Origin of the sequence: Bradyrhizobium sp. CCBAU 51627 (assembly GCF_028128765.1) — a bacterium.
GTDB lineage: Bacteria > Pseudomonadota > Alphaproteobacteria > Rhizobiales > Xanthobacteraceae > Bradyrhizobium.
Genome location: NZ_LBJG01000091.1, coordinates 150,352 through 165,511, shown reverse-complemented (window position 1 = coordinate 165,511; position 15,160 = coordinate 150,352). Strand labels below are relative to the sequence as shown.

Below are 15,160 nucleotides of genomic sequence, written 5' to 3'. Positions count from 1 at the left end.
CTGCTCAGTGTTGAGATATTGGTTGGTCCAGATCCCAGGTAGGTTGCGCCTTTACCGAAGTCAGTAGTCCCACTCCGAAGCATCCACCGGGTCATTCCCAAGCCTCCTGCGACATCGTCCACTTCGCCGAGGTCAGCAGGAACCAGCCATCCGCAGATTACGGGCGTCGTTCAAGTTTGTGAGAGCGCCCAAATTGGACGCTGGTTTGGCCCGCGTCCTTTCTTCATCGGCAGAGCCAAGCGGCTAACAGCAACGCCGGTAGAAGCCTTTTCTTAAGCGGCCAGTGAGACCGAACTGCCAGGCGGGCCAGCAACACCCCAAGCACAACTACGCTCGGCGCGAGCTGCTTACAAGCAGCTTAGTCTGCGCGTGCCAGTAAGCCTAACGGAGTCTGCTGCGGCCTGTGATGAACCTCAGCTTTTTGAAAGCGGCTTTGTTGCGATGGCGTGGATCTTACACGATGGCACGGCCGCGTGGGCGCGTTGTTACGCAGCTGGTGCATTCTTTCATCGGCTTCTCTGAAATCGCGCAGTTTTGGTGCGTGATCATGCTTAGCGGCTTACAGTTGCCAGCGGAGATGAAGACAAGGCGATCATTAGGAAGATAGATCCCCGCTTATGATCTTAGATCCGGACGCTGCCGTCGGGTCGTGCTGCCAATAGGGCAAAATAGCCTGCCCAGAAAGTGCGGCTTGCAATGTGAGAGCGCGAAGTCGCTGCATTGTCTCGGGGCCGCACGGTATTTCTGCGCGATCCGCGACTGTCTCTATTCTGTGCGGTCAACTGCCAGGAAGCCAAAACAATCTGCCTTCCGTGAGGAAAAGAGCAAAAACGCACGTCACAGCCCGGACGACCAGCATTCCGTGACGCGCGCATATTTCGCAAATAGAGGGATGAAGTCCGTTGTTTAGCTGCAATGGGAGTTGCAGCGTTTGAATTTTGCGCGGCTTTCTTGCTCGCCAAGAAGAACATCCCAATAGGCCAGCCGACGAAAGACGACGCGCATTGGACAACTCCAAGTCGCGGGGAATTGATTGCAAGCTCGCTGAAGTAGTTATAGAGATAATGTACGCGTTAAGATAGAAATAGCTTGCCGGAGCGGGGCACGCTGTCATATCCGCTTTTTCGCGAGCGCCGGCCGCGAACGAGTTGGATTCTTGTCGGGCGGATGAGGCGATGCCGGTCGCGTGAGGTGACGACACAATCTTATTCGAGGATTTTCCAAGGACGAGTTCGGAGACGAGGCGAACGTTGCTCAAGATCGAAAACAAAGCTGGTTTCGTTTCATGGACTGGACATGGATTGCGTCTATGATTTGCACCGTTGACGAGCCTACAAATCGATCTGGTGGCGTTATATGCGAGGCCGTGTCCGCACGCAGAGGGAGTCAGATCCTAAGATGATGGTGGCCTGTAACAAGATTCAGCCGACTACTTGTGCGGCGTGGGTCACTCGCCCCTCAGACAATTCGCATGCGTGTCATCAAGACGGCTTTGTCGCGTTTATCGCCAGATGTGACTACCAAACACGGAGTTTGTTTAGACATCACAGAGAAAGGCGCCCGTTATGAGTGGCACAATGACCGTTGATAACGTCATTCCGCGCGCAGACATCGTGAAGCACGCGGACCGGCTTGGGACGGAAATCAAGAATATTAGGCTGTCAGACGATTTGTCCGACGAGGCCATCATAGCCATCAACCGGCTGCTCCTAGAGCATAAGCTCATTTTCTTCCGTGATCAGGGACATCTGGATGATGCCCAGCAACAGCGCTTTGTGCTGCGGCTTGGCTCGCTGATACAGAATCCCACAATGCTGGACAGAAGGGGAAGCTTAACAATCCGGAAGACGCTCCCTGATGGCGCCGGCGATCATGTCGATCAGATGAACGATGATGACGTCTTGAGTCCCGACGTCAGTGCCGCCCGCTCAGCAATTTCAGTGCTGCGAGGTGCAGCGATCCCGCCTTTCGGCGGCGAGATCGCTTGGTCAAGCTCGGTGGCCGCTTATCTTGACCTTCCCGACCCGCTGCGGATGCTTGCCGATAGCCTCTGGGCCGTGCGCTTCGCCACATTCGATCACACTGCGACGGACGGGGCCAACGAAGCCGCGAGGCGGGCATTGGAGGACGTATCCACCGGAACGATCTACGAAACGGCACATCCCATCGTTCGTATCCATCCCGAGACTGGCGAACGCATGCTCTCGCTCGGCCGTTCCGTGCAGCACTTTGTCGGCCTGCAGCGCTATCCTAGCCAAAGGCTGTTCGAACTTCTGGAATCCTATCTCACTGCCCCGCAGAACACCTTGTGCTGGAATTGGAAATCAGGCGACGTCGCGATCTGGGACAATCGAGCGATTGAGACGTATCCCGTCAACAAGATCGGCACTCCTCATTGGGCCGTGGACCAGCTGGCGATTGACGCCGGCGTACCGCACATCAAGAGGCTGAAATCACGGGCCGCTGAGGCTGCCTAGCATTGTGCGCACGTCCGGTTTTCGTAAGACGCTGGCGGTCCAAGACTAAGTTGCGGCCCTGCAGTGTCGAAGAGCCGGGCCTTCGAGCTTATTCCAGGCAGGCTAACCGGCTCGGGCAATCTGCTTCTTTTGGGCGCGCTGGTCGCATACCTTAGGCATGCTGCGCGGCTCGCTGGAGCCTGTCGCGATCAAAGCGGAATGTATCCGCAATGAGGGACGTAGTTGGCACGTTCTTCAGGAGTGGACATGTTCAGGGTCGCCCGATGAGATCCAGAGGGCGCCGCGGCGAATGCCATCTCAATCGGCTTGAGATCGGGGCTGTAGGGCGGCAGGAATAGTAGACCCGCGCCTGCGATGAGGCGGGCCTCTTCGTTCTTCTGGCTCGACAGATCGGGACCATCACGGCATCGCGCTGGCGCAGCAGGGGAAGAAGGATTTGCTCGACATTGGCCGGGAATACTCGGCGTGATCGGCCCGTCGCGCACGAAAGATGCAGTCAGCCCTTTGCAGGTTCGGCCGCAAGGAATGTAGTCGTGTCCCCATGGCCGTTCGGCGCATCGCCGATGCCGCGTGGGTTGACGCCGGCCGAGGCGTAATGACACGCCATCAGCTACGGCGCAGTTCCAGGAGCCATCCCGGTGCCGCTTCAGCGCGGAACGTCGGTCCGCGCCGGTCGGCAAAGCTGCTGTGCGGCGCGTGTCCTCGAACCCTACCCCGAATGGATCGCGCTCGCGATACCGCCCCCGGAAAATTCGTGCCGCCTGAAAAACCGCCCTGAACCACGGCCTCGCTCACCCAAATCGGAAGAGCCGCCGATGCTCCACCCCCCGCCAGCCTCCTCCGCGACTTGAGGGCGAGTCACGATTCGCCGGATTTGGCTATCCACTTGGGATTCAGGTCGATCCCAACACGCTCTCATGGCTGCGACGTAGGTTCGCGGTCGCGCCGCTAACCTCGGCGCTCCGACATCAGGCGAGTACCGGTGCACCTTTGTCAACTCTCGAGCCCGATAGTCCTCACCACACCAGGTAGGTATCGATCCATTGTTGATGCTGTATTGAAGAGGGGGAAAGATCGCATTGAACCAAACGCGATGATAAGGGCACGCGAGGTGCGGCAATGGAAACCACAAGAAATCCGCTGGATTGCAGAGCACACGTGTTGAAGTTAATTGAAGAAACGCGCGTGGTTAGTGAGAATGAACTGCAGGTCAACAACATCACGCCTTATCATGTCACAAAGTTTTATCGCGAACAAATTATCAAAAGCGGTTACTACGATCAGCTGAAGTACGTTGTCGAGCCCTCTGTCGACGAGTTCGAGAGTCCGGGCACTTTGGATACGAGCGGCGAGCACGACAACACGGTCGTGCCGGGGCTCCAGCACAAGTACGCCCAGACCGGCTTATTGCTGGTGACGGAACGTTGCGGCTCATATTGCCGTTACTGTTTTCGCAAGCGCATTGTGGGCAAGGTTTCGGATGAAATCGCACCGGATATCGATCAGGCCGCGCAATATATTGCGCGCCATTCTGAGATGACGAACGTACTTCTTTCCGGAGGTGACCCGTTCGTGCTCAGCACCGCCAAACTGAACAAGATCCTTGACCACCTGCTGCCGATAGAGCATTTGAATTCCATCAGATTTGGCACAAAAATGCTGGCCTATGAGCCAAGGCGGTTTGCGGATTCCGCTCTACCGGCCTTATTCCAGCGTATCCACAAGGCGGGTAAAACCCCAATCATCGTCGCGCATTTCGATCACGTCGGTGAGATCTCAAGGGACGCGGAGCACAAAATTCGCGCCTTGCGAGCACAGGGCGTGCAATTCCTTAATCAGACCGTGCTTCTCGCCAAAGTCAACGACGATCCCGAGATATTGGCCGCGACCTTTGCCAAATGCCACGAAATCGGAGTGCGACCTTACTACTTATTTCAGGCGAGGCCGGTGAAGGGTGCATCGCACTTCCAAGTCCCACTGGGCCAAGGACTAGAGGTTGTGCGCGGCATCAACCAACGTCTGAGCGGGATCGAGAAGACATTTAAATACATCATGTCCCATTACACAGGAAAAATAGAGATTCTGGACTTAGGCCAGGATGGCCGGGTGTATATGCGCTACCACCAGAATAAAGTTGCCGAGACGATCGGGAAGATCTTTTCCCGACCGCACGTCGCGACAGCCTGCTGGCTTGATGATCTGCCCGAACAATGAAATCTACCGCACGCGCTCCAGCCCACGGGCTCGGAGCGAGTGCGGTACGCCCGCCGCCCCACGAAGCGCATTCAAGTTGAGCCGCCGCCGGCGCGCCCTGGTCTCAACTGTAGAAAGGCTCGGATGCCCCTCGACTATCCCGCTGCACTAAACCTGAGGACTTGTGGAGCTCGCTATTCCTGGACTGACAGGGAGGTAATGCTCTATGCGCTTGGAGTGGGCATGGGCTCAAATCCCCTTAAGGAGGAGGAGCTACAATTTGTCAACGAGGCGTTTGCAACGTCGAAGCCATTAAAGGTGATCCCGACGTTTGCTTCCGTGTGCGTTTGGGGCGCACGCCCGGGAGCCATTGACCTCAATCGCGTCATGGTTGTTGACGGCGAACGTGACCTTACGTTTCACAAGCCGATGCCCGTCGCGGCGAACGTGACGGCCGACGCCCGTGTGAGAGGAATTTATGACAAGGGTAAGGAGAAAGGCGCGATCATTCAGAACGAGGTGGTGGTCAGAGATGAGGGCGGCGACAAGATCGTCACAATCCTTTCGTCGACCTTCGCGAGAGGTGACGGCGGCTTTGGCGGGCCATCGGAGGGGATGCCCGAGCCGCACCAAGTGCCCCGCCGAGCACCAGATAGATCACTCGATATCCCGACCCGACCTGACCAAGCCCTGATCTATCGTCTTTCTGGCGACCGAAATCCTTTGCACAGTGATCCGGAGTTCGCCTGTCGAGCCGGTTTTCCAAGGCCCATTCTGCATGGAATGTGCACGTATGGGCTGACCTGCAGAGCCGTCCTGCAGAGCTATGCCGACTACGATCCGTTTGCCTTTCGTCGTCATCGCGCCCGCTTTTCGGCGCCCGTGTTCCCGGGAGAAGTTGTTACCGTCAATCTTTGGAAGGACGGTAATTCGATCTCATTCGAAGCTTGTGTGAAAGAGCGTCGGGTTACGGTCGTCAAGAATGGGCAGACGGTGCTACACTGAGCGGGGTTTGGATCGTTCCTTGTACCTATTCGGCTGCGAATGTGTCGCGCTCTTTTAGCGGTTCTTCGACATGCATGAAAGGTCCGCGGCAACGTCTGCATAGAAGGGCCGCGCAACGAACCTGAGGCGTTCGGAGCACTTCAACTGCGGCCCTCAAGGGAGGCCATTTCGGCTCATCGCGCGGGTGGGCGACAATATGCGATCCGTGCTGCAAGGCCTGCTCGCCTTCAGTTTGAATCGTTCAGCTGGCGAGATGGTCGTATTCAGCGTACCGCCTATGTCATCCGCGGTGAAGCATCCCTTGAGCCGCAGCGGACCTGCCACTCTAGGAAGCAGCTCGAATAGCTGTCACGTCGTATCTAACATACACCAATCGTATCCCAGCTGTTTGGTTCACGACAGGTCCGGAACCAATCGCTGACAGTGGACCAGTATCGACGGCACAAGAAGCTCCTCATTCTTTGCTAGATCAGCTGATGCGCGGGGCGGCATGCCGATTGCTTTAGACTTGAACGACCGTCACAGGCGCTGAGCCTATCGAAAGCTGGGCGGGGTAAGCTGTCGCACGTATGGAGTGCTGCGCGGAGAAGCAGTTCCAACACCGGACCTCAAACGCGGCTTTTCGGTACGAGGATGTCTCATCTTTCGGAGCCTCACGACGCTGGGGCCCATGATCGCACCACTCCAGCGGTGACACTGAACAAGCTAAGAGCCTCTTGAATGCAAAAAAGTCGGATCGACCTTGCAGCCATTATCGACCTCGATCCCGTCGGGATCGACCTATTTCGCGGCAACAGTCCGAACGCAGGCGAGCAACGGGTATTCGGCGGCCTAATGATCGGACAAGCGATGTTTGCAGCGTGTCGCACAGTCAAAGCAGGACTGCCGCATTCACTACATTGCTACTTCATCCACACCGGCGATCCTCAGGTACCCTTGATCTACAAGGTCGAGCGCCTACGCGACGGTAAAAGTTATTCGACCCGGCGCGTCACGGCGATGCAGCGCGGTAGCACGATCGTTTCGGTCATGGTCTCGTTTCATAAGGGTGAGAAAGGCGCGTTCGAACACCAGGATAAAATGCCGGAGGTGCCAGGGCCGGAGCATTTCGCAGCCGAAGAGTTGTCGAAGCACTCACTATATCCGGATCTACCGGAAATTGTTCACCGCTACTATGAACCTGATCGCCCGGTCGAGCTTCGTCCCGTCGAGATCGGCCGGTATGTTGGCCAGAAGACCGAGGACGGAAGAGTTCATATGTGGATGAAGGCCGCGACAAAGCTGCCCGATGATCCGGCGCTGCACATTTGCGCACTGGCCTATGCCTCGGATTTGTCGCTGCTGGATGCCGTAATGGCACGCTATGGGCGTACGCTGTTCGATGAACGCATTTTGTCCGGAAGTCTTGACCACGCGATGTGGTTTCATCGTCCTTTCCGTGCCGATGATTGGCTGCTCTATGCCAAGGAATCGCCCAGCGCGCAGAGCGGACGTGGCCTCGCTCGTGGGCTGATCTTTGCGCGCGACGGCACGCTGGTGGCTTCGGTCGCCCAGGAGGGCTCGGTGCGCGAGCGACGCTGAGCTTGCGCAGTGCGGGGAGAGCCTGGCTTGAGCGAGCGACAAGTGGCCCGTCCATGCTGCTTACTAACGTGCCTTCCCGAGAACAAAGGAGTGGCTCAACGACCATTTGGACGCCTGTGAAAATCACATCGTCTCGATTGCCAGGCGACTGTCGGTACGGTCTTCCCGACACTCAGGATCTTTCATTCTGCTATGAAGTCTGCGGTGATAGGACCTATTCCATCCATAAACACATTCGCCGTGCCGTTGGCCAATCCACTTTCGGCAGGGCAATGCCCGACCATGCGCCTGCGCATTGCACCATCGTCGCGGAGGCCCGGTACAAACCGCAGTGTTCATCGCGCCAACTCAGGCCGCGCACTGGTTCGGTTGAAGTGCTTCACAAGGCTTTTCGGTTTGAGACGTCGTAAAGACTGACCTTCGCTACCTTGTCGTCATTGGTCCAGGTGCTTGGCCGGGACATGATCCTCGCTAGGCTGACTGTCGCCCGAATGCTTGGCTCGTCAGCTCTGAAGCTACTAAACCCGGCAGTTGTTACGTCGGTCTCGGGGCGCTTCAGTGTTTGCTGCGGAGGGCTGTAGCCGCCGGGCACGAATCAGACCGGGGTCTATCCAATCGCAGAGTTTTGACGAGAAGGCGCCCGAGAGAGGAAAAGGGCAGGCGCAGTATGGCTGAAGATGGAGATTTCTATGCTCACAGCGACAGGTTCGGAAATCCCTTGGGCGGGGCCTCCATTCCCAAAGTCGGAGTACGATTATCGACAGCAGAAGGTGCTTGAAGCGGTCGAGCATGCCAAACTTGATGCAATTGTGGTTACCGCTATCGGCCACCTCAGATATCTCACCGGCTATCATGGATTTGGTGGGTACTTCGCTCCGTTTCCGTTGATTCTAGCACCGGGATATGCGCCGGTTCTCGTTGTAAGAGAGTACGATGCCGAGGCTGTCCGCGCCGAAGGATGCGTCGATGAGGTCGTTTGTTATAGACACCCCGGCGATGTTGCCAAGACCTGTGCTGAGGTTCTTCGCCGGCATCGGCTGCAGGACCAGAGAGTAGGTTTCGAACTCGGATGTTGGAATCTGGCACCGGCCGATGTGCGTGCAGTGCAAGGACTGTGTCCCCGCATGAAAGTCGCCGACGGCTCCCATTTGGTTGCGTCAGTCGCGGCAGTCAAGAGCCCGCTTGAGCTCGATGTGATGCGTCAAGCAATGGCGATAACTGATCTCGCAGTGCGCGTGTTTCGGAACTCGGTTCGCGAAGGCGTGAGCGAAACAGAAACGTACGCAGCCATAGTTGGAGAAGTCAGCAAAGCAGGCGGCGAAATATGGCGATCCGTTACTCTCGTGTTCGGTGATCGGACGAAGATGCCGCACGGCGTCCCGACCCCACACGCACTCCGAAACAATGAACCCGCCATGATTGAGATCGGCGGCGTCAAGCACGGCTATGCCGCAGGGCTGGTCCGCAGCGCGGTGCTTGGTCGGCATCGTGAGGCCGAATCGTTGCACGCTCTTTCGGTTGAAGCACTCGAAGCGGCCATTGGCGCGATTAAGCCTGGGGTAAGTGCGAAGACCGTGGACGCCGCCGCGCGCAAGGTGATTGAGCAATCTGGACGCCCGCGCGCCTTTCGCCATCGTACCGGGTACCAAAGTGGCATCCACTGGACAGAACGAGGGAACCTCAGTCTGGAGCCTGCCGCAGAGGAGATTTTACAGGCGGGAATGACCTTTCATCTTCCCATTATTCTGTTTGGGGAAAACGGTCATCTGTTTGGCTGCAGCGAGCATGTGGTCGTCACAGACTCTGGCGCGGAAGTGCTCAGCCGTACAGATCACAACCTATTTCATGCTGTGGGCTCCACATGAATGGCATCGAAGCGTTTCAACATTTGCTGGCGGAGGCAACTGCTTGGCGCCACCATCTTCATGAGAATCCCGAGCTGGAATATCGTCTTTACAACACTGCTAGATTTGTAGCCGAGAAGCTCGCTTCTTTCGGCGTTGATCATATCGAAACGGGGATAGCTGAAACTGGTATCGTCGCCTTAATTGACGGCAAATGTGGAAACGGGCCGAAAATCGCACTGCGCGCGGATATGGACGCGCTGCCGATACGAGAACAGTCCGAGAAGCTCTGGTCCTCGAAAGTATCGGGAAAGATGCATGCCTGTGGGCATGATGGTCACATGGCCATGCTACTAGGCGCCGCGAAATACCTCGCGACGACTCGGCGTTTCAAGGGATCGGTCGCCTTGATCTTCCAGCCCGCTGAAGAGAGTGGAGTGGGCGGCCAAAGGATGGTCCAGGCAGGAATCATGGATCGTTTCTCAATATCCAAGGTGTTCGGCCTGCACAATGTGCCGGGAATCGAAGTCGGCAAGTTCGGCATCTGCCCAGGTCCGATCATGGCCGCTCTCGACGAGTTCGACCTCATCGTGAAGGGGAGGGGCGGCCATGCCGCCAAGCCTCATGAGGCCATTGATCCGGTAGTCATCGCCGCGCAGATCATCGTCGGCCTGCAAACCCTGGTTTCTCGGAATACAAACCCGATGGAGGCGCTCGTGATATCCGTCACCAAACTCAACGCGGCTCAGGCCTACAACGTCATTCCGGATCAGGTCGAGCTGGCGGGTAGTGTTCGAACGCTTGTGCCCGGCTTGCGCGACTTTGCACAAGGGCAGATATTTGCGGCTGCGCGAGGCATAGCGCGCGGATTTGGCGCAGATGTAGAATTTGAGTACTGCAGGTCCGCGCCGGTCACGATCAATCATCCGGAAGAAACTAATCTGGCGGTCAAAGCAGCACGCAATCTGGTTGGACCGGCTTGCGTCGATGAGAAGATAAGCCCGCGCATGGGCTCGGAAGATTTCGCCTACATGCTTGAAGCAAGGCCGGGCGCAATCATCTTTCTTGGCAACGGATCGACAGCTGGCTTGCACCACCCGGCGTATGACTTCAACGACGACGCGCTGCCTTATGGCATCGGCTATTGGGTGAACGTCGTCGAGACGGTGCTGGCTCCGTGAACTCTCCACCGTCCTGCGCTGTCGCCTGGTGTCCTAAATGAGATCAACGACCCTAGGCTCTCTCCAGATCTTGAACCCGCTGGGTGTGTGGCGATGCAGCGCTCGACCGGGTCTGCATCGTAGCTGCCTGCCGACTGCTCGAGCAAGCAGGTTCTGAGCCTGCTTGCGCCACACCTTCTCTATCGCGAGAGGCGGTGGCGGGCATCCGGCGGATGGCGTTTCAACCTTGAATAAAAGAGAGGGACTAGTCGCCTCGCATTTGACTAGAGGCCGGAAAAGTTGGCTGCTTGTCCTCTCGAAGTCGCCGCGAGCCGGGATATATCGCTCGGCGATCAGATACAGTTGGACGCTGATGGACGGCCCTTGCTATACACCGGCCTCTATTTTTATGTCGCGTAATCGGGGCTGATCCGGTCGAGGCGGCGCTTGAGAGCCGTCCAGGGCCGAAGGTTCCTATTGTAGCCCTCTCGTTGGAACTGCTCCGCTGTATGAGCGGCCACTCTGTCCGACGGCAGGACGATTTTGTGTCCACCTTGCATAGCCGCGATCTGGACCCGGCACGATTGCTCCAAAAGGTACATGTTGAGGAAGGCTTCGGACACGGTACGGCCAAGTGTAAGCAAGCCGTGGTGTCTTAGGATCATGACGTCTTTGTCCCCAAGATCGCGGACGAGACGCTCACGCTCGTTGAGATCGAGCGCAACGCCTTCATAATTGTGATAAGAAATGCCACCGTAGAAGCACATCGATTTTTGGTTTAATGGCAGCAGTCCTTGTTCTTGAGCCGCAACGGCCATTCCGGCCAAGGTGTGCGTGTGAATTACGCAATGAGCATCCTGACGAGCCATGTGTACGGCGGAATGAATTGTGAAGCCTGCGTTGTTTACTTTAGCCTCGTCCTCTTTCTGAAGCGCATGCCCCTCCGGGTCGACAACGACGAGACTGGAGGCCGTGATTTCGTCAAACATCATGCCGTAGGGGTTGAGCAGGAAACGATGCGCCTCCCCAGGTAGGCGCGCTGACAGGTGCGTGGAGATAAGGTCGTCCATGCCAAAGTGAGCGATCAGACGATAAGCCGCAGCCAAATCGCAGCGGATGTCCCATTCAGAGGCATCGCTTAACATGGTCTCTCCTCCTCAAAGCTAGCAAAGGAATCTCGAACTATAATAGCGACGGCGAAAAACAGGTTTTCACCGGTGAATGCCAATCCCTCGTGGATATTCCGCTCGTGGCGAACGAATTCGCAGCTTTCGCGCGCGCTCCTGGACATCTTTCCGGTCCTCTAGGCGGGGCCCCTTTGCTGCGCTTGCTTGAGGCGCAAGATAGTTGCCCAAAGCCTGCAGGCGTTTCACGCCTCACGGCCGCCAGCACTGTAGGTCGCAGACCGTGAACTCTTGAGAAGCGAGATATCATGCATTGTGTCTCGCAGCTGATTGCGTCCCCTATATGCCGTTATGACTGAGCTCGGCGAATGCCCCGCTCGAGCCGCGCAACTGAATCTTAGCCATAAAAGTTGTCCAGAGGCCGCTCGGGACGGTATAGGCGCCTTCGTCCGCACATTCCCCTCAGCCAAACATAACTGCCGGATTACAGTTGTATCCGTGCGTCTGTGCAGCACATCGGCCGACTTTGTTTGTGCTGGCGGCGCTACCGGTGTCTCCGATAAGCGTTCCTTGAGCGCGAATATTGTCCGCGAATTCTTCAAGACTACGGGAGACGGTTGACGTTGGAAGAACCACGCAGACGGAGGCTTTCACGAGTTAAAGCCCTGCGAAGCGCCACGTGCTACCGAACAATATCAACTCGTCGATGCCATTGTCAGTCGGCAGAGGTCTGTGATGCTGTAAACTGGGAGCTTCGTGATTCGGCGGATCGCCGGAGCAACAATCGGAAACGCCGCGCATTCGAACAAAATTATGGCGATCTCCGGATGGGCTGAGCGGAGACGCGCGATACACGCGGCAACATCTGCCTCGATCGCGGGGACGTCGAGCGGCGGCGCCGGGCGCTTGAGCTCGTCATGCCAAAACTTGCCCCCTTCGATGCCGCCGATCACGACCCTGGCCCGCTCCGCCCGATCATCGATCCCGAGCAGATCTTCGCTGCAACAGGTCGAATCATAGGTCAGGACGGCGATCTTGGCGCGCTCCGGCAATTGACGAAGCAATGTGGGCAGCAACAGAAGGCTTGACATCACGACCGGCACGTTGACCGAAGCCGCCACCGCCGCTTGATGCCGAACAGAAAAGCCGCAGGTCGAACTTATCGCGACGGCCCCTCGTTCGACCAGGCGCTGGGCGGCGGCTATGAAGGCGGGCTCAAGCGCCGCATCGCCGCGTACGACGTTCTCAACCCAAGCTCCCGGGACCGTTTCTGAGATGGTTTGAAAATCGAACGTCGTCGGATTCAGCATTGAGCCGGACGCCGGGGCAGGCGGTATAGCACCGGGGGTGAGCCCGCGCTCGAGAAGCAGGATACCAAGGGAGCGGGGCGTTAGGTACGAGGTCATCCAACAACCATAGCCTGGTTTTAGGTGGAATTATCCGCAATTCCGGCTGGCGGTCGCCGAAATTCTGCTTTCCATTAGCAGAAGAGTGGAGTTTTGGTAATTGAGCCTACCAAGGAAGAGGGCGACAATCCTGGCCTGACGGGCGCAAGCGCTGGACCACAGGCGCAAGGCTCATTCTTCGATCCTATCGGCCGAAAGATCATTTTCGAATAAGCGCATAATTGCTCGCTCTCGATGAAAGGGATCTATGGGCACGCTTTGACAGCGATGAGGTGCTCGTCGAGTCGAGCTCAAATAAAGCACATTTCATGGAAACGAAGCAGAATTTCGGCGGCAAATGGCCGTACATCGGCGATCCTCAGCTCGGAGGAATCGTATCATCAAAAATCAAGCAAAGCGGAACCCACCGGCCGGTCAGTCACCGTGGATTGGTTGGCTTTATACGAAGCTCCCGTTTGGGTTGTCTATAACAATCCTGAGCGGTTTTGAGGACTCGCGCTGAAGGGATGAAACGGATGTTGCGCGCTGCTTGGCCTGAAGTGACAGGCAATCTTGCGTCCACGCGACAAAGTGCTGTCGTGTTCCTTGATGGTGTTGATCAGGAAAGCGACATTGCAGGCCGGAGAAATTGTGCTGCAAAATGGACAAGTATCGGAGACGCTCATTGCCTCTTCGCCGATCTTAGCGTCCAAAGAGGTACTCTTGACGAAGCTGCCCATGCTTGGCTTTGCGCGCTTACTGCATTTGAAGTTGCCAGACGACTCTCCGATGAAGACGATCCGCAAAGGGCGGGGCTTGTGGCCAAGCTGGAGGCCTGCGTCGAGGGCTTCGGATCCTTAGATCAGAGGGTGGAGCGTGTCAAAATCACGCTCTATGATCAGGGCGAGTTGTCTGCCTACTACGTGCCCGCCCGTACTTCCGGCTCGTGCGTCCCCGCAATTGTTTGCATCAGCAGGGAAGAAGAAACGGCAGGGATCCTGCTTGGTAGACTCTTGCCTCTTATAACTGGTCGAAACATGGCGGTTCTCGTCGTCTCCTACGATGACATCTCAAATCATTGGCTTGGACCGTCAGAAATATTGCTTTCTTATTGCTTGGATCATTTGTCGACCCTGCCCGAAATTGATGCGTCTCGAATGGCAATCTACGGAGAAGGCCTTTCAGCCGCGCTCGCGACAAATTTTGCTGCGGCTGACGGCCGCGTGTCTGCTGCGATTTGCGACGGGGGGCTTTGGAGCTGGACCCGGACTCGGTCATCTATTGAGTGGATGACTAGGACTGCTGTGATTCCGGACGCGGGGCTGTCCTCGACGCAACGATTGCGTTTGGCGAGGAAGTTAAGATGTCCCATTCTCGTCGTTGCTGGCGAGCGCAGTATTTTCAACGCGTCTGAGGCAATCAAATTAGAGGCTGATTGCGCGTGGGCGAGCATTGACCTGGAATTGTTGATACCACAGACCCCAGAGGGGGCATTCGATAACTTCATAACATGCGATGAGGCCGTCTTCGAATGGCTCGAGCGCAAGCTCGATCACGCTCCAGCTTCATAGCAGCCCAAGGCTTAATTTCTGGGATGCCAATCTGCTGTTCCTGGCAATCGCGTTTAGCCGTTTATTGAGATACGCAAGCGACTCCTCATCCAAGCCATTTAGAATCGTCGAATTGACGGCTTGTCTCTTGTCCGACAGCTTAGCAATTTCCGTCCGCACCTTTGGGGTCAACGAGATCTGCAAGAATCTTGCATCATCAGGCGACGTTGCGCGGATTAGAAATTCCAGCTGTTCAAGTTTCTTCGTCTGAGTCGTGATAAATGCGGGGTGAAACCCCAATTTATTGGCGACTGCAATGCCGGAAACGCCGCTGCCATGGTCGAGTTCATCGATCGCCATCAGCATTAGCCATTGAGGTTCGCTTATACCGATTAATTCCGCCCAACTTTTATCGATTTCTTCCAGTTGAGCGCGAATCTCGACGATGTTCCAGATCAGGTCCCTTACAGCCCTGTTAAATTGCTCTTGTGTGGCCATCTTCATTCTTTTTTGCCAGTTCTGATTGTCCGCGGCGGCGAGCGTGAGCGGGGTCCGCTGCATCCTATTCAATGTCGGGAAGACTGAAATAGCCCACCCAGGACATCCCCACCATCTAATTTATCAATTGACTAATGCAATTGAGCTCTGATATCAATATGGCGCTCGTTAGGATTTTCTAGACAGTCCTGCTCAACGAAATCTCCAAGTAAGCCCTCGGGATGCCCCCCGGGGGCTTTATTTTTGGTCGAATCCGGTCCTTCTGCTCGTCTTGAGCGGCGGGCTGTTGCCAATCAGCAACGGTGCGGCACAAAGAAATAATTCCGATCATTAATTGATTGTA

At 56.5% G+C, this 15,160-nt stretch carries 10 protein-coding genes; 7 read left to right on the top strand and 3 right to left on the bottom strand.

Annotated features, from left to right (window positions below; genetic code table 11):
* Positions 1 to 1,577 precede the first annotated feature (1,577 nt).
* The 6 genes from XH88_RS36085 to XH88_RS36060 all read left to right on the top strand — a co-directional run bounded on the left by XH88_RS36085 (position 1,578) and on the right by XH88_RS36060 (position 10,281).
* A complete protein-coding gene (locus tag XH88_RS36085) occupies positions 1,578 to 2,477 on the top strand; it encodes a TauD/TfdA dioxygenase family protein (protein ID WP_271672934.1) in 900 nt (299 codons plus the stop codon).
* A 1,119-nt stretch (positions 2,478 to 3,596) separates the two neighbouring features.
* Positions 3,597 to 4,691, top strand: a complete 1,095-nt coding sequence (locus tag XH88_RS36080) for a KamA family radical SAM protein (RefSeq protein ID WP_271672933.1) — start codon at positions 3,597 to 3,599, stop codon at positions 4,689 to 4,691.
* Positions 4,692 to 4,814: 123 nt separating this feature from the next.
* A complete protein-coding gene (locus XH88_RS36075; protein WP_271672932.1) occupies positions 4,815 to 5,675 on the top strand; it encodes a MaoC family dehydratase in 861 nt (286 codons plus the stop codon).
* A 720-nt stretch (positions 5,676 to 6,395) separates the two neighbouring features.
* On the top strand, positions 6,396 to 7,256 hold the full coding sequence (locus XH88_RS36070; RefSeq protein ID WP_271672931.1) for an acyl-CoA thioesterase: 861 nt from the start codon (positions 6,396 to 6,398) through the stop codon (positions 7,254 to 7,256).
* Between the two features lie 689 nt (positions 7,257 to 7,945).
* A complete protein-coding gene (locus XH88_RS36065) occupies positions 7,946 to 9,121 on the top strand; it encodes a M24 family metallopeptidase (RefSeq protein WP_271672930.1) in 1,176 nt (391 codons plus the stop codon).
* Entirely contained in the window at positions 9,118 to 10,281 is a 1,164-nt protein-coding gene (locus XH88_RS36060; protein ID WP_271672929.1) for a M20 aminoacylase family protein, read from the top strand. The genes XH88_RS36065 and XH88_RS36060 overlap by 4 nt, the downstream gene beginning before the upstream one ends.
* Before the next feature lie 386 nt (positions 10,282 to 10,667).
* Here the strand turns inward: XH88_RS36060 and XH88_RS36055 are convergent, their stop codons facing one another.
* Positions 10,668 to 11,405, bottom strand: coding sequence for a class II aldolase/adducin family protein (locus XH88_RS36055; RefSeq protein ID WP_271672928.1), 738 nt, complete (start codon positions 11,403 to 11,405; stop codon positions 10,668 to 10,670).
* Between the two features lie 674 nt (positions 11,406 to 12,079).
* Positions 12,080 to 12,694, bottom strand: coding sequence for a hypothetical protein (locus XH88_RS36050; protein ID WP_333909285.1), 615 nt, complete (start codon positions 12,692 to 12,694; stop codon positions 12,080 to 12,082).
* A 611-nt stretch (positions 12,695 to 13,305) separates the two neighbouring features.
* Here XH88_RS36050 and XH88_RS36045 point away from each other — a divergent pair.
* Positions 13,306 to 14,340 (top strand): alpha/beta hydrolase family protein, encoded by a 1,035-nt coding sequence (locus XH88_RS36045; RefSeq protein WP_271672926.1) that lies wholly within the window; start codon positions 13,306 to 13,308, stop codon positions 14,338 to 14,340.
* On the opposite strand, the gene XH88_RS36040 is transcribed toward XH88_RS36045, so the two are convergent.
* Positions 14,335 to 14,880 carry a MarR family winged helix-turn-helix transcriptional regulator gene (locus XH88_RS36040; RefSeq protein WP_271672925.1) on the bottom strand — a complete coding sequence of 182 codons (546 nt, stop codon included), beginning with the start codon at positions 14,878 to 14,880 and terminating at the stop codon, positions 14,335 to 14,337. The genes XH88_RS36045 and XH88_RS36040 overlap by 6 nt on opposite strands.
* Positions 14,881 to 15,160: the final 280 nt, after the last annotated feature.

Excerpts from the sequence above, each read along its gene's own strand:
- XH88_RS36060 (WP_271672929.1), top strand. The coding sequence starts at position 9,118 with ATGAATGGCATCGAAGCGTTTCAACATTTGCTGGCGGAGGCAACTGCT.
- XH88_RS36070 (WP_271672931.1), top strand. The coding sequence starts at position 6,396 with ATGCAAAAAAGTCGGATCGACCTTGCAGCCATTATCGACCTCGATCCC.
- XH88_RS36040 (WP_271672925.1), bottom strand. The coding sequence starts at position 14,880 with ATGCAGCGGACCCCGCTCACGCTCGCCGCCGCGGACAATCAGAACTGG.
- XH88_RS36055 (WP_271672928.1), bottom strand. The coding sequence starts at position 11,405 with ATGTTAAGCGATGCCTCTGAATGGGACATCCGCTGCGATTTGGCTGCG.
- XH88_RS36045 (WP_271672926.1), top strand. The coding sequence starts at position 13,306 with ATGTTGCGCGCTGCTTGGCCTGAAGTGACAGGCAATCTTGCGTCCACG.
- XH88_RS36080 (WP_271672933.1), top strand. The coding sequence starts at position 3,597 with ATGGAAACCACAAGAAATCCGCTGGATTGCAGAGCACACGTGTTGAAG.
- XH88_RS36065 (WP_271672930.1), top strand. The coding sequence starts at position 7,946 with ATGCTCACAGCGACAGGTTCGGAAATCCCTTGGGCGGGGCCTCCATTC.
- XH88_RS36050 (WP_333909285.1), bottom strand. The coding sequence starts at position 12,694 with ATGCTGAATCCGACGACGTTCGATTTTCAAACCATCTCAGAAACGGTC.
- XH88_RS36085 (WP_271672934.1), top strand. The coding sequence starts at position 1,578 with ATGACCGTTGATAACGTCATTCCGCGCGCAGACATCGTGAAGCACGCG.
- XH88_RS36075 (WP_271672932.1), top strand. The coding sequence starts at position 4,815 with ATGCCCCTCGACTATCCCGCTGCACTAAACCTGAGGACTTGTGGAGCT.